We start from the raw sequence: 19,240 nt of genomic DNA on the forward strand, positions 1-19,240 counted from the left end.
ATGAACAATCAGTCCCACTCTGCGGATGTGATTGCCGTGGTGCCCGCTGCCGGTATCGGCAGCCGCATGCAGGCAACCTGTCCCAAACAGTATCTGACGATTGGTCAGCACACACTTCTGGAACACAGTATTGCGCGTCTGTTCTCCCATCCTGCGGTTTCTCAGGTCATCGTCGCGTTAAGCCCTGACGATAATCACTTTGCCCGTTTGCCGCTGGCCAGCGATCCGCGTGTTGTGCGCGTGACCGGCGGCGAAACGCGTGCCGAGTCGGTGCTGGCGGGATTACAGGCGGCGCAGGGCGCGCACTGGGTGTTAGTGCACGATGCCGCGCGCCCGTGTCTGCATCCGGATGATCTGGACCGCCTGCTGCAGTTACCAGGAAAGAGCAAAACGGGTGGCATTCTGGCGGCACCGGTCTGTGACACCATGAAGCGGGGGAAACCCGGCCAGTCAGCGATTGCGCATACGGTCGAACGTGACCATCTGTGGCATGCCCTGACGCCGCAACTTTTTCCCCACGCGCTCCTTACCGCCTGCCTGACCCGCGCCTTGAACGAGGGCGCGATCATTACCGATGAAGCCTCGGCACTGGAATATTGTGGCTACCATCCTGAACTGGTCACAGGTCGCAGCGATAACATTAAAGTTACCCGCCCGGAAGACTTAGCCCTGGCGGCTTTTTATCTTAGTCAGATTCAGTCAAAGGAGAGCGCATGATGCGTATCGGTCACGGTTTTGACGTTCACGCTTTCGGTGGAGAAGGTCCGCTGGTGATTGGCGGTGTGCGAATTCCATTTGAGTATGGTTTTATCGCCCATTCGGATGGCGACGTGGCACTGCATGCTCTGACCGATGCCTTACTGGGCGCGGTGGCAATGGGCGATATAGGCAAGCTGTTCCCGGATACCGATCCGGCGTTCAAAGGCGCAGACAGCCGCGGTTTGCTGCGGGAAGCCTGGCGCCGTATTGCGGCGAAAGGCTATCGCATCGGTAACGTGGACGTCACGATTATCGCTCAGGCACCTAAAATGCTGCCGCATGTACCCCAGATGCGCATCAATATTGCTGAGGATCTGGGTTGCCATATGGACCAGGTGAACGTTAAAGCCACCACGACGGAAAAGCTCGGGTTCACCGGACGCGGCGAAGGCATTGCCTGTGAAGCGGTCGCGTTGCTGCTGAAAACGGAGTCGGCATGACGTTGCAGTACCTCCACGGTGTGCCTGGCGCGACGGGCGTAATTAAAGCCCGCCCGGAAGACTTCGAGGTGAAGGAAGACCTGGGGTATCGCCCTGACGGTGAAGGTGAGCATGTGCTGGTGCGCATTCGTAAAACGGGTGCCAATACGCGTTTTGTTGCCGAAGCCCTGGCAAAATTTATGAAAATTCCTGCCCGCGACCTCAGTTATGCCGGCATGAAAGACCGCCACGCCGTGACCGAGCAAACACTCTGCTTCCGTGTGCCGGGCAATGCGATGCCCAACCTGACAGGCTTTGCATCAGAAGGTGTCGAAATCCTTGAGGTTGTGCGTCATAAGCGCAAATTGCGCGTCGGCGCGCTGGCCGGAAACGCCTTTCGGTTGACCATACGACAGGTCAGCCAGCGCGATGACGTCGAGGCCCGCCTTAAGCAGATTCGTGAACGCGGTGTGCCTAATTACTTTGGCGAGCAACGCTTTGGGCGCAACGGCAACAATCTGCAGACGGCGTTGAAACTGGCGCGTCAGGAAATCCAGATACGTGACCGCAATAAACGTGGCCTGATGCTCTCTGCTGCACGCAGTGCGTTATTCAATCAGGTCACCAGTCTGCGTTTGCAGCAGCAGGGTAGCCTGACTCAGGTCATGAACGGGGATGCATTGCAGCTTACCGGGTGTGGCAGTTGGTTTGTCGCCCAGCCCGAGGAAAGGGAGGCCTTGCAGGCGCGCGTGGATCAGCACGCGCTGCGTATCACGGCACCCTTGCCCGGAAAAGGCGAGGCGGGGCCACAGGGCGACGCGCTGGCGTTCGAAGAGCACTGTCTGGCGGATGCCGTAGAACTGCGCGCGCTGCTGGTGCGTGAACGGGTGGAGGCCAGCCGGCGTGCCATGCTGGTGGTGCCGCGCGATTTGCACTGGCAGTGGCTGGATGACGCCACCCTGACGTTGCAGTTCTGGTTACCGGCGGGCAGCTTTGCCACCAGCGTGGTCAGAGAGCTGGTCATCACTGACGACACAGCGGATTTACCTGACGAATAAGCCACGCCCTCACCTGGCCAGTCGCGCGGGTGAGGGACGCGCTGGCGTGCACAATGGGCGGCGTAGCAGGGGGCCAGCATCGCACGAAATCTTTCCTTTCAAGCAAATGTGTTACCTTTTTCCTGCCTGTGCGTTTTATTTTCGTCTACCACTTCCTCTCGCTCACCGCTAGAATGCAAAAGTCGCTGTCCAGTCATAACCTGTTGCCATGCTTCAAAACAGGTCCTTATTACGGCGACCCGGTTGAACAGAAAAGGTCAGAATTAAATGCGGATATTGCTCAGCAACGATGATGGCATCCATGCGCCTGGTATTCAGACGCTGGCAAAGGCTTTGCGTCAATTTGCCGAGGTGCAGGTGGTGGCACCGGATCGCAATCGCAGTGGTGCCTCCAACTCATTGACGCTGGAAACCCCGTTGCGCACCTTTACCCATGAAAACGGGGACATTGCGGTGCAAATGGGCACGCCCACCGATTGCGTGTATTTGGGCGTAAACGCGCTGATGCAACCCCGACCCGATATTGTGGTCTCGGGGATCAATGCCGGCCCCAATCTGGGTGATGACGTTATCTATTCCGGCACGGTGGCCGCGGCCATGGAGGGACGTCATCTGGGTTTGCCCGCCATTGCGGTTTCGCTCAATGGTCACGAGCACTATGCCACTGCGGCGGCGGTAACCTGTGCGCTGCTAAAAGCGCTGAGTCGTGAGCCGCTGCGCACCGGACGCATACTGAACATCAATGTGCCCGATCTGCCGCTGGCGGAGGTGAAAGGCATTCGCGTGACGCGCTGTGGCAGTCGGCATCCGGCCGATCAGGTGATTGCCCAAACCGATCCGCGCGGCAATCCGCTGTACTGGATAGGACCACCGGGCGAAAAACTGGATGCCGGCCCTGATACTGATTTTGCCGCCGTGGATGAAGGTTATGTGTCCGTCACCGCGCTGCATGTTGATCTCACCGCGCATAAGGCTCAGGACGTGCTGAGTCGCTGGCTGGATAACGCTGAGGTAAACCTGGTATGGTGAGTCGGCGTATCGAGACACTGTTGGCGCAACTGCGTCAACAGGGGATTCATGACGAACACCTGTTAAAAGCCATCGCCGACGTGCCGCGTGAGCGCTTTATCGATGAGGCCTTTGAGCACAAAGCCTGGGATAACATGGCGCTCCCCATCGGCTCAGGCCAGACGATTTCACAGCCCTATATGGTGGCGCGGATGACCGCCCTGCTGGAGCTCGATGTGCACTCGCGTGTTCTGGAAATCGGGACCGGTTCTGGTTATCAGACCGCGATTCTGGCTCATCTGGTTGAGCATGTTTACTCTGTCGAACGCATCAAAGGTCTGCAGTGGCATGCAAAGCGCCGTCTGAAACAGCTCGATTTACATAACGTCTCTACCCGCCACGGTGATGGCTGGCAGGGCTGGCCCTCGCGCGGGCCTTTCGATGCCATTATTGTGACGGCGGCGCCCCCCGAAATTCCGACTGCGCTGATAGCACAACTGGCAGAAGGTGGCATTATGGTGCTACCTGTCGGTGAAGAGCAGCAGGTGCTTAAACGCCTGCGCCGACGTGGCGGTGAAATCACCGAGGAAACGATTGAGCCGGTGCGTTTCGTCCCGCTGGTTCAGGGCGATCTGGCCTGATGACCGTGTTAGCATTTCTTAATAACTGTTTCATGGCACACGGTAGTTGATATTGTTACTATCCAGTCAGTTCAACGAAAATACAGCGTTTAACGTGCCACACAGTGTAATGTGCTGGTGAAAAGAGAAAGTCAGTTTTTAAAGGTTGCCACCACGGGGGATTAATGAGCACGGGAAGCACAATTTTTCAGTTACGCCGTCTGGCGGCGCTTTCACTGGTGAGTTTTTGGCTGGCAGGCTGTAGTTCAGGCGACAATACACAAGCGCCAATAAGTAATATCGGCGACGGCAGCAGCATGAATGATAACGGTAATATGGCCAGCACTGGTACTGCGCCTGTTTCCAGTGGTGTGCCGACGATGCCATCGCAGGGCGGCATGTTAAGCCGAAATACGCCTGTGCCGCAGAATAAGCCGGGAATCATTAGTACCGGTAATAATACAAGTAATGAAGTTGAAACCCAGAACGGGCGAATTGTGTACAACAGAAGTTATCAGAATATTCCTAAAGGAAGCTATTCTGGACAAACGTACACCGTAAAACGCGGCGATACCCTCTTCTATATTGCCTGGATTACCGGCAATGACTTCCGCGATCTGGCGCAGCGCAACAACGTACAGCCACCGTACAGCCTAAATGTTGGGCAAACCTTGCAGGTCGACAACGGCTCCGGCCAGCCTATTACCGGGGGCAACGCGATTACCGCGGCGGATGCATCACAAAGTGGCATCGTCACCGCACCACAAATAAAACAGGCCCCTGTTGCACAGCAGCCTGTTATTACGTATTCTGATGATTCAGGTAACTCGAATGGCAGTAAATTGTTGCCTTCGAAGGGAGCAAATGTTGCAACGACAACAGCTCCAGCCGTTACCGCACCACCGACGGTGAGCAGTACAACAAACAGTTCAACGCCTGTTGGAAGCTGGCGTTGGCCGACCGAAGGTAAGATCATCGATAACTTCTCTGCCACCGAGGGTGGTAACAAAGGGATCGATATCGCAGGTTCGCGCGGACAGCCGGTTGTGGCCACTGCTTCAGGAAGGGTGGTTTATGCAGGCAACGCGCTTCGTGGTTACGGTAATTTAATCATCATCAAACACAATGATGATTACCTGAGTGCCTACGCCCACAACGATACAATGCTGGTCCGGGAACAACAGGAAGTTAAGGCTGGGCAAAAGATCGCTACCATGGGTAGCACCGGAACCAGTTCAGTTAGATTACACTTTGAAATTCGTTACAAGGGGAAATCCGTAAACCCGTTGCGTTATTTACCGCAGCGATAATCCGGCAGAGTCCTCTGGAGTCTGCCCTGGAATCACGGGTAGGAGCCACTTATGAGCCAGAATACGCTGAAAGTAAACGAGTTACATGAGAATGCGGAATTCGAAGAGAATGGAGCAGAAATTTTTGATGAGAAGGCGCTCGTCGAAAATGACTCTGGCGACAATGATGTAGCAGAAGAGGAGTTGCTGGCGCAGGGTGCGACGCAACGTGTCCTTGACGCTACTCAGCTCTATCTTGGGGAGATTGGCTATTCTCCATTGCTGACGGCCGAGGAAGAGGTACTCTTCGCTCGCCGGGCATTACGAGGTGATATTCCTTCTCGTCGCCGCATGATCGAAAGTAACTTACGACTGGTGGTGAAGATTGCACGACGTTACAGCAATCGCGGTCTGGCCCTGCTGGACCTGATTGAGGAAGGTAACCTCGGCTTGATTCGCGCCGTTGAGAAATTTGATCCAGAACGTGGATTCCGTTTCTCAACGTATGCCACCTGGTGGATTCGTCAGACCATTGAACGGGCAATCATGAACCAGACCCGGACAATTCGTTTGCCTATCCACATTGTGAAAGAATTGAACGTTTATCTGCGTACTGCGCGTGAACTTTCTCACAAGCTCGACCACGAGCCGAGTGCGGAAGAGATTGCAGAACAACTGGATAAACCGGTTGATGACGTAAGCCGTATGTTGCGTCTCAACGAACGTATTACCTCAGTTGATACTCCTTTAGGGGGCGATTCTGAGAAAGCGCTGCTGGATATCCTGGCCGATGAAAAAGACAACGGCCCAGAAGATACCACGCAAGACGACGATATGAAGCAAAGTATCGTTAAATGGCTGTTCGAACTGAACGCCAAGCAGCGCGAAGTGCTGGCTCGTCGTTTCGGCCTGTTGGGCTATGAAGCGGCAACGCTTGAGGATGTTGGCCGTGAAATCGGTTTAACCCGCGAGCGTGTGCGCCAGATTCAGGTTGAAGGTTTGCGCCGTCTGCGCGAAATCCTGCAAGGTCAGGGCCTCAGCATTGAAGCACTGTTCCGCGAATAAGCTGAACACGGCACGTCAACAGAAAGCGATGGGTAACCCCCATCGCTTTTTTTTGTCTGTTATTTACGCTTAAGCCTGTCCGGCAAAATACTCCCTTGTCAGAAAACAGGGCTGACGGGCGGCATCTTTTGTCAGGCAAAGTGTCACATCGTCCGGAAAGCCTCTTTGTATCAGCTCGACTGCGGACGCGCAGTGAAACAGTGCCGCGAAATTCTGGGACTGATGAGCGTGCCAGGCGGCGACAGCGGTCTGCGCTTCAGGTGAAAGCGTGCGTTGTGCCAGCGCGGCAATGATTCCCCCCGCTACCACATAATCCTCAATACAGGGGCGAAGGCTCCCGTCTGGCCAACGTTCGCCACAGGGGACAATCAGAATACGGCTGAAGGCGCGGCAGGCTTCGGCCGTTGCGGTCAGGTTTCTCAGGCAGCCTGTCAGCACGGGGACGCCCCGTTCCCGCGCCCTGAAGCAGGTTGCGGAGCCATTAGGGGAGGGCAGCACCAGTTTTTCATCCGGACGAACACTGAGTAACGTTCGCGGTGACAGACTGTAGCCCTCGCCACTGAATCGCCTGTCGCTGTTAGCCGCGATGGCACCGACGGACTGCGCATACTGCGTGACAGAGTGATCTTTCCAGGGATAAGGATAGACGCGCGCCCCGTTCTCCACTGCCACGCTGACACAGGTAGAAAAGGACATCACGTCAATAATCACGATGATATCCACGTCCCCGGCAAAATGATCAATGGCCGGGATCCCCCATTCCAGACGAACAGCAAACGCGTCCTGACGATACCAGTTCATAGGCTTTTCCCGCAGTGTGGTGTAACAGAGATGTGCAACCGGCGGAAGTTAGCCCTGCCTGCGCAATAATTTTTGCAGCCGTTTTTGCTGCCAGCGGCGGATCGCATCCTTAAATATAAACAGACGCAATGCTCTGACGAGCAGTAAGGCGCCCCAAATGGCGGCGACCCAGAGTGACCAGCGGTCATTGGGCGCCGTAAAGTAGTTCAGGACATACAGCAATGCGCATACCACCACAGCGCTAAACAGAGAACGGTAAAACCGGCTCTCGGCAGCGAGCTGCTGGCGGGCGTCAGAAATGTAGCTGTCCAGCGCTTCACCGTTATTCGCAGGGGCATCGGTCAGATCGGTCACGTTAATCTCAAACACGGCTGCCAGTGCGCTCAATGTTTCCAGGCTGGGCGGATCGCCGTTTTCGATGCGCTGTATGGTTCGGGTGCTGAGGCCGGCCATTTCAGCCAGTTGTTCCTGTGACCAGGCACGTGCCAGACGATATTCTCTGACATTGTTCAGGTTACGCATAATGAGTCTCCGAAAGAGTAAACAATCGGTTTGCAGCATCGCCGGTAAGTGTCGACAGAAACACGATCGCAGCACGACAGGCACACGACAGCATTATGACACCGCTTTATCAGCCTGTAATCGCGTAAAGCGGTAGCAGAAGGATGCGCCAGCAGGGATAAAGAAAGCGGGCGCAGAGAAACGCGTAACGGGAAGTCCGTAGCCGCCCTGCGAAAGGGCGGCCGTCATCAGACCAGTGCTTTAAGGCGGTAAATCCAGTCCAGCGCCTGGCGCGGTGTCAGCGTATCGGGATCCAGTGCTTCCAGCGCTTCCACGGCGGGAGACGTTTCTTCCACCAGCAACGGCAACTGCGAGCCGTCAACGTTTGACGTTGCGGATTGACTGGAAACCGTTTCGAGCTCTTTCAGCTTATTACGCGCGCGTTTAATCACCTCTTTTGGCACGCCGGCCAGCGCGGCCACGGCCAGCCCGTAGCTTTTACTGGCGGCACCGTCCTGCACACTGTGCATGAACGCAATCGTATCGCCATGTTCTACCGCATCCAGGTGAACGTTAACCACGCCTTCCAGTTTTTCAGGCAGGGTCGTCAGTTCAAAGTAGTGCGTTGCAAACAGGGTCATCGCTTTGATTCGGTTCGCCAGATTTTCCGCACAAGCCCAGGCAAGCGACAAGCCGTCATACGTAGAGGTGCCGCGGCCGATTTCATCCATCAGGACCAGGCTGTTTTCAGTCGCGTTGTGCAGAATATTGGCCGTTTCCGTCATTTCGACCATAAATGTCGAGCGGCCGGAGGCCAGATCATCTGCTGCGCCCACACGGGTGAAGATACGATCCAGTGGACCAATGACCACTTCTTCGGCGGGAACGAAACTGCCGATCCAGGCCATCAGCGCGATTAACGCAGCCTGACGCATATAGGTACTTTTACCGCCCATATTCGGGCCTGTGATGATCAACATGCGGCGTTGTGGTGCCAGCGAGAGCGGGTTGGCGATAAAAGGTTCTTTCAGGACCTGCTCCACTACCGGATGGCGGCCGGCGGTGATTTTAATCCCGGGCTTGTCGTGCAGCGTGGGACTGCAGTAGTTTAGCGTCCATGCGCGTTCCGCGAGGTTACTCAGTACATCCAGTTCGGCCAGCGCCGCCGCACTTAACTGTAACGCTTCAAGGTGCGGCAGCAGCAGATCAAACAGGCCTTCATACAGGCTTTTCTCCAGCGCCAGCGCTTTGCCTTTTGACGTCAGGACCTTGTCTTCATACTCCTTCAGCTCGGGAATGATATAGCGTTCAGCATTCTTAAGAGTCTGACGGCGGACATAGTGAATAGGCACCTGATGGCTCTGACCCCGGCTGACCTGAATGTAATAACCGTGCACGCCGTTAAAACCGACTTTCAGGCTGTCCAGACCGAGTTTTTCACGTTCGCGGATCTCCAGGCGATCCAGATAATCCGTCGCGCCATCCGCCAGGGCGCGCCACTCGTCCAGCTCAGCGTGATAACCCGGGGCGATCACACCGCCATCTCTGATTAATACGGGTGGGGATTCGACAACGGCCTGCTCAAGCAGCGTGCGCAGGTCGCTAAAGTCACCTATCTGGGTACGCAGGGTTTTCAGGTGGGCGGACCCGGCGTTTGCCAGCAGATCGTTGAGTTCCGGCAACTGCTGAAACGCATGGCGCATGCGCGCCAGATCGCGTGGACGCGCCGTGCGTAGCGCCAGACGGGCCAGAATACGCTCTAAATCACCGACCTGGCGCAGAACGGGCTGAAGCACGTCGCTCAGCGCCTGCAGCTCGGCGATTGATTCCTGTCGTTTCGCGATGACGCTGCTGTCACGCAACGGCATATGCAGCCAGCGTTTTAGCATCCGGCTGCCCATTGGCGTGACGGTTTTATCCAGCACCGCGGCTAAGGTGTTCTCGGTACCGCCTGCAAGGTTTTGGGTAATTTCAAGATTACGTCGGGTGGCGGCATCCATGATGATGCTGTCCTGCTGACGTTCCATGCTGATGGCGCGGATATGTGGCAGGCTGGTCCGTTGGGTATCTTTGACATACTGCAGCAGACAACCCGCCGCGCGCAGGCCGAGATGGGCCTGCTCCACACCAAAACCGTTTAAATCCCGCGTACCAAACTGCAAAGTAAGCTGCTGACGCGCGGTATCAATTTCAAATTCCCACAAAGGACGACGGCGCAGACCACGACGCTGATCGATGAGCGACATCGGCGAAAAATCTTCTGGATAAAGGAGTTCGGCAGGATTGGTTCGCTGCAGTTCGGCCGCCATGGTTTCCAGATCCATGGGCTCACTCAGACGAAACCGGCCTGAACTGATATCCAGCGTGGCATAACCATAGCCGCGCGCACCGTGCACCACAGCGGCCAGCAGGTTATCCTGCCGCTCCTGCAAGAGTGCCTCATCACTGATCGTCCCCGGGGTAACAATGCGGACGACCTTACGTTCGACCGGCCCTTTGCTGAGCGCCGGGTCGCCAATTTGTTCACAGATGGCGACCGACTCACCGAGTTGCACCAGCCTCGCCAGATAATTTTCAACCGCATGATGCGGGACACCGGCCATAGGGATCGGTTCGCCCGCCGAGGCACCGCGCTTGGTTAAGGAAATGTCTAATAACTGAGAGGCGCGTTTCGCATCGTCGTAAAACAGCTCATAGAAATCGCCCATGCGATAAAACAGCAGGATGTCAGGATGCTCGGCCTTGAGGCGTAAATACTGCTGCATCATTGGCGTATGGGTGCTCAAGTCCATTTGCTCTGCTTTTTTCATCTCATCTTTACTCAAGGTTGACTCTTCCTTTTGCCCGTCACGGTCAAGGCGGTGGTTTAACAGAGAGACAGACAGGGATGTCTGTACCGTGCAGGAATCTTACCAGTTTACGGCTTCTGCATCATCAGGGTTGCCACGGCGAGTCATGAACTTAACAAAGCCGCGGGGTGACAGAAAGCGCGTCAGTAAAGGGAGGCCTCAGCGTTCGGGCCACTTCACAAAACGTGCCGATGCAGCGGTAAAAAAAGCGATTTTTTATACGATCACGTTTGTATGTCTTCCTGCTGAACGATTAACATTAACATCCCTGGTCTGGCTTGTTATATGGATATCCAATGCGTTCTAAGCTTGCTCTTCTTCCGCTTTTTGCCCTGCTTGCCGCTTGTAGCAGTAAGCCACACTCTTCGCAGCCGCAGCCTCCTGCGGAACTGATTGCGCCGAAAGGCGGATTTTTACTGGAACCCGCACATGCGGTTCAACCGATGTTTGGTGATTTCGCCAGTAATCCTGTTGCAGAACAATTTATTGATAAAATGGTGGCGAAGCACGGCTTTGACCGTCAGCAACTCCACGCCATCATCGGCCAGGCAAAACGACTGGATTATGTCCTGCGTCTGATGGATCGCCAGGCTCCCTCGTATACACCACCAAGTGGGCCTAACGGTGCCTGGATCCGCTATCGCGATAAGTTTATTACGCCGGATAACGTACAAAATGGCGTGGCGTTCTGGAATCAATATCAGGATGCTCTGCAGCGCGCGCAGCAGGTCTATGGCGTTCCTCCGGAAATTATCGTCGGCATTATTGGCGTCGAAACGCGCTGGGGCCGTGTTATGGGCAAAACCCGTATTCTGGATGCACTGGCTACGCTTTCCTTTGATTATCCACGCCGTTCTGCCTATTTCAGCAGCGAACTGGAAACCTTTTTGCTGATGGCGCGTGATGAAAAAGACGATCCGCTCGATCTCAAAGGATCGTTTGCCGGTGCGATGGGCTATGGCCAGTTCATGCCATCGTCCTACAAAGCTTACGCAGTCGACTTCAATGGTGATGGCCATATTAATTTATGGGATCCGGTCGATGCGATAGGCAGCGTCGCGCACTATTTTCAGCAGAATGGCTGGCGTCCTGGCGAGAATGTGGCCGTGCCGGCCAGCGGCCAGGCACCGATGCTGGAGAATGGCTTTAAGACCCGTTACAGCGTCAGTACGCTGGCCGCGTCAGGACTTTCTCCCCAGGGTCCGCTGGACGGCAATGATCAGGTCAGCCTGCTGCGGCTGGATTTAGGCACCAGTTATCAGTACTGGTACGGTTTACCTAACTTCTATGCCATTACGCGTTACAACAACAGCACGCATTATGCGATGGCTGTGTGGCAGTTGGGTGAAGCCGTCAGTAAGGCGCGTAAGGGCTCGCTGTTTTAATACTACCCTTATTAACTGTAAGGCTATATGATGGCGGCCCTGTATTTTGTGCCGCCGTTATTATCTGGAGTCGTTATGTCTTTACCTGCTTGTCCCGTTTGCCAGGCTGATTACACCTGGCAGGATGCTGAGAACCTAAACTGTCCGTCATGTGGTCATATCTGGACGCAAGCTGAAGGCAGCGACAGCGCTCAGGAACAGGTCGTTCGCGATGCTAACGGCAATATACTGGCAGATGGCGACAGCGTAACGGTTGTCAAGGATCTCAAGGTGAAGGGCAGCTCTTCTGTGCTGAAGATTGGCACCCGCGTGAAGAGTATCCGGCTGGTAGAAGGCGACCACAATATCGATTGTAAAATTGACGGATTCGGTCCGATGAAGCTGAAGTCTGAGTTTGTCAAAAAGAACTGATGGTATTGGGCGCCCAGTGCGCCCGATTTTATGTGTCCTCACGTCGCCCTGATGCGTTACCGGTACTCACCGGCTCTGCCAAAATCCGTTGACAGCCCCACCAGACATTATCCCTTTTGTTGCCTGAACGGGCACTTTATGCGTATTTATACGTCTATGTTCTGTGTGTCCGGAGCGCATGAGAGGTGAAACGTTATGCAAGACTGGGATCCCACGCTGTATCGCAAGTTCGAAGCCGAAAGAACACGACCGGCTCAGGAATTACTGTCCAGAATCAGGGTTGAAGATGTCCGTTTCGTTACCGATCTGGGGTGCGGCCCCGGCAACAGTACCGAACTGCTTGTCGATGCCTGGCCACAGGCGCAGATTACGGGCCTCGACAGTTCTGCTGCCATGCTGGAGCAGGCGCGTGAACGTCTACCACAATGCGCATTTATTCAGGCTGATATCGCCACCTGGCAGGCCGCGATTCCACAGCAGGTTATCTATGCGAATGCCTCGCTACAGTGGCTGGGCGGCCATTCCTCGCTCTTACCACATCTCGTAAATCAGCTGGCACCCGGCGGTACGCTGGCCGTCCAGATGCCTGATAATCTGGATGAGCCTTCACATCAGTTAATGCGAGATGTGGCCACTTCCGGGCCGTGGCGTGACAAAATCAGCGCGCAGGCGGCCGAGCGCAAGCGATTACCTTCAACTGAACACTATTACGATGTGCTGACAACGGCCGGGTGTGCCGTTGATATCTGGCGGACCACCTATTATCACGTTATGGATAATGCCCAGGCCATCATCCACTGGTTGAAAGCCACCGGGCTGCGTCCGTTTCTTGCGCCACTTAGCGTATCTGAACAGGAACAGTTTCTGGCCGCCTATCACCAGTGCCTCATGACCGCGTATCCGGCGCGGCAGGACGGCAAGGTCTTACTGGCGTTTCCCCGGCTTTTCATGGTGGCGACACGTAATCGCTAAAATATCTGGATAGTCACACGCAATTTCTGCATTGCTTTACCCCAGGCGCTTGAAAAAGGGCAGGGCTTGCACCATGTTCAGTACTCGTTGACAGGGAGCGACAAAATGAATGATTCGCAGTTGCAGACGTTGAGTGCGCAGATTGGTGAGGCGCTGAAGCAGCGTAATGCTACGGTGACCTGCGCCGAATCCTGCACCGGCGGCTGGATCGCCAAGGTGTTTACGGACATCAGTGGAAGCTCGGCCTGGTTTGAACGGGGATTCGTGACCTACAGTAATGAAGCCAAGCAGGAATTAGTCGGCGTCAGTGCCGCCTCACTGGCGCAATCTGGCGCGGTCAGTGAAGCCGTAGTGCGCGAAATGGCTGTCGGTGCCCGGCAGCAGGCGCGGGCCGATTACGCCATTTCCGTGAGCGGCATTGCTGGCCCGGAGGGGGCAGTGAAGACAAACCCGTGGGAACGGTGTGGTTTGGCTTTGCCGGCCCCGACGATATTGTCATGGCTTTTCGCCAGCAGTTTGATGGTGACCGTGATGCGGTGCGCCGTCAGTCGGTTGCCTGGGCGCTGCAGACATTGGCCAGTAAATTTCTGAAAAATTAAACTTGATACTGTATGACTATACAGTATAATTATTCGCAACAGAAAGTGCACAGGCACCATGTGTGCGTGTTTACCCGGCATGATTAGGAGTAGAAATGGCAATTGATGAAAACAAACAGAAGGCTTTAGCTGCCGCGCTCGGCCAGATTGAGAAGCAATTTGGTAAAGGCTCCATCATGCGCTTGGGTGAAGACCGCTCAATGGATGTGGAAACCATCTCAACAGGCTCCCTGTCCCTGGATATCGCATTAGGTGCGGGTGGTTTGCCGATGGGCCGTATCGTCGAGATCTACGGTCCTGAAGCCTCGGGTAAAACCACGCTGACGCTGCAGGTGATTGCCGCCGCACAGCGTAAAGGTAAAACCTGTGCCTTTATCGATGCTGAACACGCACTGGATCCGGTCTACGCCAAGAAACTGGGCGTTGATATCGATAACCTGCTGTGTTCACAGCCCGATACGGGTGAACAGGCGCTGGAAATCTGTGACGCGCTGGCGCGCTCCGGTGCCGTTGACGTGATTATCGTCGACTCCGTTGCTGCCCTGACACCAAAAGCCGAAATTGAAGGCGAAATCGGTGACTCACATATGGGCCTGGCGGCGCGTATGATGAGCCAGGCGATGCGTAAGCTGGCCGGTAACCTGAAACAGTCGAATACGCTGCTGATCTTCATCAACCAGATTCGTATGAAAATTGGTGTGATGTTCGGTAACCCGGAAACCACTACCGGCGGTAACGCACTGAAGTTCTACGCGTCAGTTCGCCTTGATATCCGCCGTATTGGCGCCATCAAAGAGGGTGATAACGTCGTCGGTAGTGAAACCCGCGTTAAAGTGGTTAAGAACAAAATTGCTGCGCCCTTTAAGCAGGCTGAGTTCCAGATCATGTATGGCGAAGGGATCAACACCTTCGGTGAGCTGGTAGACCTCGGTGTGAAGCACAAGCTGATTGAAAAAGCGGGTGCCTGGTACAGCTATAAAGGCGATAAAATTGGTCAGGGTAAGGCAAACGCCAGCAACTTCCTCAAGGAAAATGCGGCTGTCGCAAACGAAATTGACCTGAAACTGCGCGACATGTTGCTCAACGGCGCTGAGCAAAACGACGCAGCGGACTTCTCCGCTGACGACGTTGAGAATGCAGCCAGCGAAGCAAACGAAGACTATTAATGCCTGAAACGGGAGCAGAGAAATCTGCTCCCGTTTGACGTTAACCTCTCACTTGCCTTTCCTCTTTCCTCCTCTGCCTCCATACTCTCTTTCCGTTTGTTAAAGGTGCGCAGTATGTCTGAACAACCTCAGCCACACGTTATCTCTTTTTCACGCCTGCTCGATCGGGCAATGCGCCTGCTGGGTCAGCGCGATCACAGTCGCGAAGAGCTCAAACAAAAACTGCAGTTATCTGCCCAGCGCAGTGCGTGGATAAAACAAAAAGAACCTGAAATTATCACTCCCGAGCTGTTGGAAAGGGTCATCAACTGGTGCAGCGAAAATGGCTGGCTGAACGATGAGCGCTTCACAGAGCGATTTATTCAGAGCCGCAGCCGTAAAGGCTTTGGCCCACAACGGATCCGGCTGGAGCTGGGGCAAAAGGGCATAAGCCGTGATGCGATTGATCTCGCCATGGAAGAGACGGAGATCGACTGGTCAGCCTGCGCAGCGGAACTGGCAGAAAAGAAATTTGGCCATCCGTTGCCGACCGAATGGAAAGAAAAAGCAAAAGTGCAACGCTATCTTCATGCAAAAGGCTTTCTGAGTGAAGATATTCAGCAGGTTTTCAGAAATTTTGACGACTAAAGGCCGATGTGATTTTACTTCCCTCCGAAGAATATTTATCTTACCCCTTTTGGTTCCTTAAGCTTGCTGCCGTGATAACGCGGTACGCCTGATAAAGAAGGACCTTTCGTTAGCGTGATTCCAGGATATATATGAGCAAGAGCACTGCTGAGATCCGTCAAGCGTTTCTCGACTTTTTCAATAGTAAGGGACATCAGGTTGTAGCAAGCAGCTCCCTGGTACCGAACAACGATCCGACGTTACTGTTTACTAACGCCGGAATGAACCAGTTTAAAGATGTGTTTCTCGGTCAGGACAAGCGTGACTATACCCGCGCCACCACGTCGCAGCGTTGCGTTCGTGCGGGCGGGAAGCATAACGACCTTGAAAACGTCGGTTACACCGCACGCCATCACACCTTTTTTGAAATGCTGGGCAACTTCAGCTTCGGCGACTATTTCAAAAAAGAAGCCATTGCCTATGCCTGGGAACTGCTGACCGGTGACCAATGGTTCAGGCTGCCGAAAGAGCGCCTTTGGGTTACTGTCTATGAAACCGATGACGAAGCGTTCGACATCTGGGCCAATGATATTGGTGTTCCGCGCGAACGTATTATCCGTATTGGCGACAACAAAGGCAGTGTTTACGCGTCAGATAACTTCTGGCAGATGGGGGACACGGGTCCTTGTGGTCCCTGCACCGAGATTTTCTACGATCATGGCGATCATATCTGGGGCGGGCCGCCAGGCAGTCCTGAAGAGGACGGCGATCGTTACATCGAAATCTGGAACATCGTCTTCATGCAGTTTAACCGTCAGGCGGATGGCACCATGCTGCCATTACCTAAGCCGTCGGTAGATACCGGAATGGGGCTGGAACGCATCACGGCGGTCCTGCAACATGTGAATTCCAACTATGAAATCGATCTGTTCCAGAAGCTGATTAACGCGGTTGCTGAGGTCACTGGTGCGACCGATCTGAGCAATAAGTCGTTGCGCGTTATTGCCGATCATATCCGCTCCTGTGCATTCCTGATTGCGGATGGCGTGATCCCGTCGAACGAAAACCGCGGTTATGTTCTGCGCCGTATCATTCGTCGTGCAGTGCGTCACGGCAACATGTTGGGTGCGAAAGAGGCGTTCTTCTACAAACTGGTTGCGCCACTGATTGAGGTGATGGGGGCGGCTGGCGAAGAGCTGCAGCGCCAACAGGCTCAGGTTGAAAATGTTCTGAAGAGCGAAGAAGAGCAGTTTGCGAAAACGCTGGAGCGTGGCCTGGCCCTGCTTGATGACGAACTGGCTAAACTGAAAGGCGATACGCTGGATGGTGAAACTGTCTTCCGTTTGTACGATACCTTTGGTTTTCCTGCCGATTTAACGGCCGATGTCTGCCGTGAGCGTAATCTCAAAATTGACGAAGCCGGTTTTGAAAAAGCCATGGAACAACAGCGTCAACGGGCCCGTGAAGCCAGCGGCTTTGGCGCTGACTACAGCAATGTCATCCGCACAGATGCAGCCTCATCCTTTAAAGGCTATGACCAACTGGACCTGGCCGCGACGGTGAAAGGGCTGTTCGTCGCAGGTGAAGCGGTTGATGCCGTTTCGGCAGGCCAGGATGCGGTGGTAGTGCTGGATGAAACGCCTTTCTATGGCGAGTCGGGTGGTCAGGTTGGCGATACCGGTGTGCTGAAAGGCAATAACGTTGAATTCCAGGTTCAGGATACGCAGAAATATGGCCAGGCAATCGGGCATATTGGCAAAGTGAGCAGCGGTCAGCTGCGCATTGGCGACCGCGTGGAGGCGGTGGTTGATGAAGCACGTCGTGCACGTATCCGTCTGAATCACTCCGCAACGCACTTAATGCACGCTGCATTGCGTCAGGTGCTGGGTGAGCACGTCGCACAGAAAGGCTCTCTGGTTAACGATAAATACCTGCGTTTTGACTTCTCTCATTTTGAGGCCATGAAACCTCAGGAGATTCGTCAGGTCGAAGACATTGTGAACGCGCAAATCCGTCGCAACTTACCGGTAGAAACCGACGTGATGGATCTTGAGGCGGCGAAGGCGAAAGGCGCAATGGCGCTGTTTGGCGAGAAATATGACCAACGCGTGCGTGTACTGACCATGGGCGATTTCTCTGTTGAACTCTGTGGTGGTACGCACGCTGCACGTACGGGGGATATTGGTCTGTTCCGTATTCAGGCTGAATCGGGTAGCGCAGCCGGTATTCGCCGCATTGAAGCGGTCACGGGTGAAGCGGCACTGGCGCAGGTTTATGCCCAGAGCAGTCAGTTACAGGACATTGCTCAGTTGGTGAAAGCCAACAGCAGTAACCTGAACGACAAAGTGCGTGGGCTGGTTGATCACGTGCGGTCGCTGGAAAAAGAATTACAGCAGTTGCGCGATCAGCAGGCGGCGCAGGAAAGTGCCCAGCTTGGCAACAACGCCATTGATGTGAACGGCGCGAAGCTGCTGGTGACAGAGCTCAGTAACACCGATCCGAAAATGTTGCGCACTATGGTTGATGATCTTAAAAATCAGCTGGGTTCGGCCATCATTGTTCTGGCCACTGTCGCTGAGGGCAAAGTGTCATTGATTGCTGGCGTAACAAAAGATCTTACCGACCGCGTAAAAGCGGGAGAGCTGATTGCTGAACTTGCCCCGAAAGTGGGCGGGAAAGGCGGTGGTCGACCTGATATGGCGCAGGCAGGTGGCAGTGATGCTACGGCACTGAAAGGTGCGCTGGCAGGTGTTGAAGGATGGGTTTCGAGCCGTCTGTGATGAAATAAAATAATTCATCGTAGCAAGCGTCAGAACTGGTGTTCCGGCGCTTTTTAATACGGTGTTAAATTTGCTAGTGACAAAGTCGGGTTGATGTAGCGTATTTCGGCTAAACTATTTATCAGCAGAATGTATTGGCGCGTTGATGTGCAATGGTGTATTTCTCATAACCTGTGTACAGCGTTAAGTGATGGATAACGCCGGGAAGCTGTATGAGCCCGACTCTTTTAATCTTTCAAGGAGCAAAGAATGCTTATTCTAACTCGTCGAGTTGGTGAAACCCTCATGATTGGCGATGAGGTGACTGTAACGGTGCTGGGCGTCAAAGGTAACCAGGTCCGTATTGGTGTTAACGCACCCAAAGAAGTGTCTGTGCATCGCGAAGAGATTTACCAGCGCATCCAGGCCGAAAAAACGCAACAAACTAACGTCTGACAGATTCTGCGTCTCGCACCTGTGCGAGACGCTCCCCTTTTTCCTCCCGCCGCTTAATTTCCTTTTTTCTGTTTATCGCCCATTTTTGTTAACTTCATCATCTTTCATTGTTGATTATTCACCCTTTTTGCCGTCATTTTGTCCCAATTGCCTGTCATTTGTGCAAACAGAAAAAACCTTCCGAAAAATTGTTTGACTTATAAGTCCGGGAAAGTAATATGTGCGCCACGCAGTGCCGATGAGCGGAAACAAAGTTCAGAAGCACAGTTCGGAAGAACGCGTAAGGTGAGGTGGCCGAGAGGCTGAAGGCGCTCCCCTGCTAAGGGAGTATACGGTCAAAAGCTGTATCGAGGGTTCGAATCCCTCCCTCACCGCCATTTCCGATGCATCCGTAGCTCAGCTGGATAGAGTACTCGGCTACGAACCGAGCGGTCGGAGGTTCGAATCCTCCCGGATGCACCATATCGTTGAATATGGACACGTTGATGCAAGGCTACGCGCCAGCAGAGAACGGTAT

General features: G+C 54.3%; 17 protein-coding genes, 2 tRNA genes and 1 pseudogene. 17 read left to right on the plus strand and 3 right to left on the minus strand.

The window, feature by feature from the left end:
* The 7 genes from ispD to rpoS all read left to right on the plus strand — a co-directional run bounded on the left by ispD (nucleotide 1) and on the right by rpoS (nucleotide 6,218).
* The gene (ispD, locus tag GC087_RS05625) at nucleotides 1-717 is read left to right on the plus strand and encodes a 2-C-methyl-D-erythritol 4-phosphate cytidylyltransferase (RefSeq protein ID WP_324029893.1); all 717 of its coding nucleotides are present in this window, start codon (nucleotides 1-3) and stop codon (nucleotides 715-717) included.
* Complete coding sequence (gene ispF / locus GC087_RS05630; protein WP_006120733.1) at nucleotides 717-1,199, plus strand: 2-C-methyl-D-erythritol 2,4-cyclodiphosphate synthase; 483 nt, start codon at nucleotides 717-719, stop codon at nucleotides 1,197-1,199. Before ispD ends, ispF begins: the two co-directional genes overlap by 1 nt.
* Complete coding sequence (gene truD, locus GC087_RS05635) at nucleotides 1,196-2,236, plus strand: tRNA pseudouridine(13) synthase TruD (protein ID WP_324029895.1); 1,041 nt, start codon at nucleotides 1,196-1,198, stop codon at nucleotides 2,234-2,236. The genes ispF and truD overlap by 4 nt, the downstream gene beginning before the upstream one ends.
* Nucleotides 2,237-2,503: 267 nt before the next feature.
* A complete protein-coding gene (gene surE / locus GC087_RS05640; protein WP_006120731.1) occupies nucleotides 2,504-3,265 on the plus strand; it encodes a 5'/3'-nucleotidase SurE in 762 nt (253 codons plus the stop codon).
* Nucleotides 3,259-3,885 (plus strand): protein-L-isoaspartate(D-aspartate) O-methyltransferase, encoded by a 627-nt coding sequence (locus tag GC087_RS05645; protein WP_006120730.1) that lies wholly within the window; start codon nucleotides 3,259-3,261, stop codon nucleotides 3,883-3,885. The genes surE and GC087_RS05645 overlap by 7 nt, the downstream gene beginning before the upstream one ends.
* 164 nt (nucleotides 3,886-4,049) lie before the next feature.
* Nucleotides 4,050-5,174: a murein hydrolase activator NlpD gene (gene nlpD, locus GC087_RS05650; protein WP_324029897.1), complete on the plus strand. Its 1,125-nt coding sequence runs from the start codon at nucleotides 4,050-4,052 to the stop codon at nucleotides 5,172-5,174.
* 51 nt (nucleotides 5,175-5,225) lie between these two features.
* The gene (gene rpoS / locus GC087_RS05655; RefSeq protein WP_006120728.1) at nucleotides 5,226-6,218 is read left to right on the plus strand and encodes an RNA polymerase sigma factor RpoS; all 993 of its coding nucleotides are present in this window, start codon (nucleotides 5,226-5,228) and stop codon (nucleotides 6,216-6,218) included.
* A gap of 69 nt (nucleotides 6,219-6,287) precedes the next feature.
* On the opposite strand, the gene GC087_RS05660 is transcribed toward rpoS, so the two are convergent.
* From GC087_RS05660 to mutS, 3 genes are all read right to left on the minus strand, one after another.
* A complete protein-coding gene (locus tag GC087_RS05660) occupies nucleotides 6,288-7,019 on the minus strand; it encodes a 2-phosphosulfolactate phosphatase (RefSeq protein WP_324029899.1) in 732 nt (243 codons plus the stop codon).
* A gap of 48 nt (nucleotides 7,020-7,067) precedes the next feature.
* Complete coding sequence (locus GC087_RS05665) at nucleotides 7,068-7,541, minus strand: helix-turn-helix domain-containing protein (protein ID WP_324029901.1); 474 nt, start codon at nucleotides 7,539-7,541, stop codon at nucleotides 7,068-7,070.
* 227 nt (nucleotides 7,542-7,768) lie between these two features.
* A complete protein-coding gene (mutS, locus tag GC087_RS05670; protein ID WP_324030586.1) occupies nucleotides 7,769-10,330 on the minus strand; it encodes a DNA mismatch repair protein MutS in 2,562 nt (853 codons plus the stop codon).
* 335 nt (nucleotides 10,331-10,665) lie between these two features.
* Between mutS and mltB the strand changes: the two genes are divergently transcribed.
* The 10 genes and pseudogenes from mltB (at nucleotide 10,666) to GC087_RS05720 (ending at nucleotide 19,185) form a co-directional block, all read left to right on the plus strand.
* Nucleotides 10,666-11,754: a lytic murein transglycosylase B gene (gene mltB / locus GC087_RS05675; RefSeq protein WP_039338335.1), complete on the plus strand. Its 1,089-nt coding sequence runs from the start codon at nucleotides 10,666-10,668 to the stop codon at nucleotides 11,752-11,754.
* 75 nt (nucleotides 11,755-11,829) lie between these two features.
* On the plus strand, nucleotides 11,830-12,165 hold the full coding sequence (locus GC087_RS05680; protein ID WP_006120723.1) for a zinc ribbon domain-containing protein YjdM: 336 nt from the start codon (nucleotides 11,830-11,832) through the stop codon (nucleotides 12,163-12,165).
* A gap of 195 nt (nucleotides 12,166-12,360) precedes the next feature.
* Nucleotides 12,361-13,137, plus strand: a complete 777-nt coding sequence (gene tam / locus GC087_RS05685; protein WP_033739528.1) for a trans-aconitate 2-methyltransferase — start codon at nucleotides 12,361-12,363, stop codon at nucleotides 13,135-13,137.
* A 105-nt stretch (nucleotides 13,138-13,242) separates the two neighbouring features.
* A pseudogene (pncC, locus tag GC087_RS05690) lies at nucleotides 13,243-13,736 on the plus strand (nicotinamide-nucleotide amidase).
* 95 nt (nucleotides 13,737-13,831) lie between these two features.
* Nucleotides 13,832-14,902: a recombinase RecA gene (recA, locus tag GC087_RS05695; protein WP_006120721.1), complete on the plus strand. Its 1,071-nt coding sequence runs from the start codon at nucleotides 13,832-13,834 to the stop codon at nucleotides 14,900-14,902.
* Between the two features lie 114 nt (nucleotides 14,903-15,016).
* On the plus strand, nucleotides 15,017-15,529 hold the full coding sequence (locus tag GC087_RS05700) for a regulatory protein RecX (RefSeq protein WP_080752857.1): 513 nt from the start codon (nucleotides 15,017-15,019) through the stop codon (nucleotides 15,527-15,529).
* Between the two features lie 131 nt (nucleotides 15,530-15,660).
* Nucleotides 15,661-18,288, plus strand: a complete 2,628-nt coding sequence (gene alaS, locus GC087_RS05705; RefSeq protein ID WP_324029903.1) for an alanine--tRNA ligase — start codon at nucleotides 15,661-15,663, stop codon at nucleotides 18,286-18,288.
* A 249-nt stretch (nucleotides 18,289-18,537) separates the two neighbouring features.
* Nucleotides 18,538-18,723, plus strand: a complete 186-nt coding sequence (gene csrA / locus GC087_RS05710) for a carbon storage regulator CsrA (protein ID WP_006120718.1) — start codon at nucleotides 18,538-18,540, stop codon at nucleotides 18,721-18,723.
* A gap of 284 nt (nucleotides 18,724-19,007) precedes the next feature.
* Nucleotides 19,008-19,100 (plus strand) — tRNA-Ser (locus GC087_RS05715).
* 8 nt (nucleotides 19,101-19,108) lie between these two features.
* Nucleotides 19,109-19,185 (plus strand) — tRNA-Arg (locus GC087_RS05720).
* Nucleotides 19,186-19,240: the final 55 nt, after the last annotated feature.

Source organism: Pantoea sp. JZ2 (assembly GCF_035191405.1).
Lineage (GTDB): Bacteria > Pseudomonadota > Gammaproteobacteria > Enterobacterales > Enterobacteriaceae > Pantoea > Pantoea stewartii.

Excerpts from the sequence above, each read along its gene's own strand:
- ispD (WP_324029893.1), top strand. The coding sequence starts at position 1 with ATGAACAATCAGTCCCACTCTGCGGATGTGATTGCCGTGGTGCCCGCT.
- ispF (WP_006120733.1), top strand. The coding sequence starts at position 717 with ATGCGTATCGGTCACGGTTTTGACGTTCACGCTTTCGGTGGAGAAGGT.
- truD (WP_324029895.1), top strand. The coding sequence starts at position 1,196 with ATGACGTTGCAGTACCTCCACGGTGTGCCTGGCGCGACGGGCGTAATT.
- surE (WP_006120731.1), top strand. The coding sequence starts at position 2,504 with ATGCGGATATTGCTCAGCAACGATGATGGCATCCATGCGCCTGGTATT.
- GC087_RS05645 (WP_006120730.1), top strand. The coding sequence starts at position 3,259 with ATGGTGAGTCGGCGTATCGAGACACTGTTGGCGCAACTGCGTCAACAG.
- nlpD (WP_324029897.1), top strand. The coding sequence starts at position 4,050 with ATGAGCACGGGAAGCACAATTTTTCAGTTACGCCGTCTGGCGGCGCTT.
- rpoS (WP_006120728.1), top strand. The coding sequence starts at position 5,226 with ATGAGCCAGAATACGCTGAAAGTAAACGAGTTACATGAGAATGCGGAA.
- GC087_RS05660 (WP_324029899.1), bottom strand. The coding sequence starts at position 7,019 with ATGAACTGGTATCGTCAGGACGCGTTTGCTGTTCGTCTGGAATGGGGG.
- GC087_RS05665 (WP_324029901.1), bottom strand. The coding sequence starts at position 7,541 with ATGCGTAACCTGAACAATGTCAGAGAATATCGTCTGGCACGTGCCTGG.
- mutS (WP_324030586.1), bottom strand. The coding sequence starts at position 10,330 with ATGAAAAAAGCAGAGCAAATGGACTTGAGCACCCATACGCCAATGATG.
- mltB (WP_039338335.1), top strand. The coding sequence starts at position 10,666 with ATGCGTTCTAAGCTTGCTCTTCTTCCGCTTTTTGCCCTGCTTGCCGCT.
- GC087_RS05680 (WP_006120723.1), top strand. The coding sequence starts at position 11,830 with ATGTCTTTACCTGCTTGTCCCGTTTGCCAGGCTGATTACACCTGGCAG.
- tam (WP_033739528.1), top strand. The coding sequence starts at position 12,361 with ATGCAAGACTGGGATCCCACGCTGTATCGCAAGTTCGAAGCCGAAAGA.
- recA (WP_006120721.1), top strand. The coding sequence starts at position 13,832 with ATGGCAATTGATGAAAACAAACAGAAGGCTTTAGCTGCCGCGCTCGGC.
- GC087_RS05700 (WP_080752857.1), top strand. The coding sequence starts at position 15,017 with ATGTCTGAACAACCTCAGCCACACGTTATCTCTTTTTCACGCCTGCTC.
- alaS (WP_324029903.1), top strand. The coding sequence starts at position 15,661 with ATGAGCAAGAGCACTGCTGAGATCCGTCAAGCGTTTCTCGACTTTTTC.
- csrA (WP_006120718.1), top strand. The coding sequence starts at position 18,538 with ATGCTTATTCTAACTCGTCGAGTTGGTGAAACCCTCATGATTGGCGAT.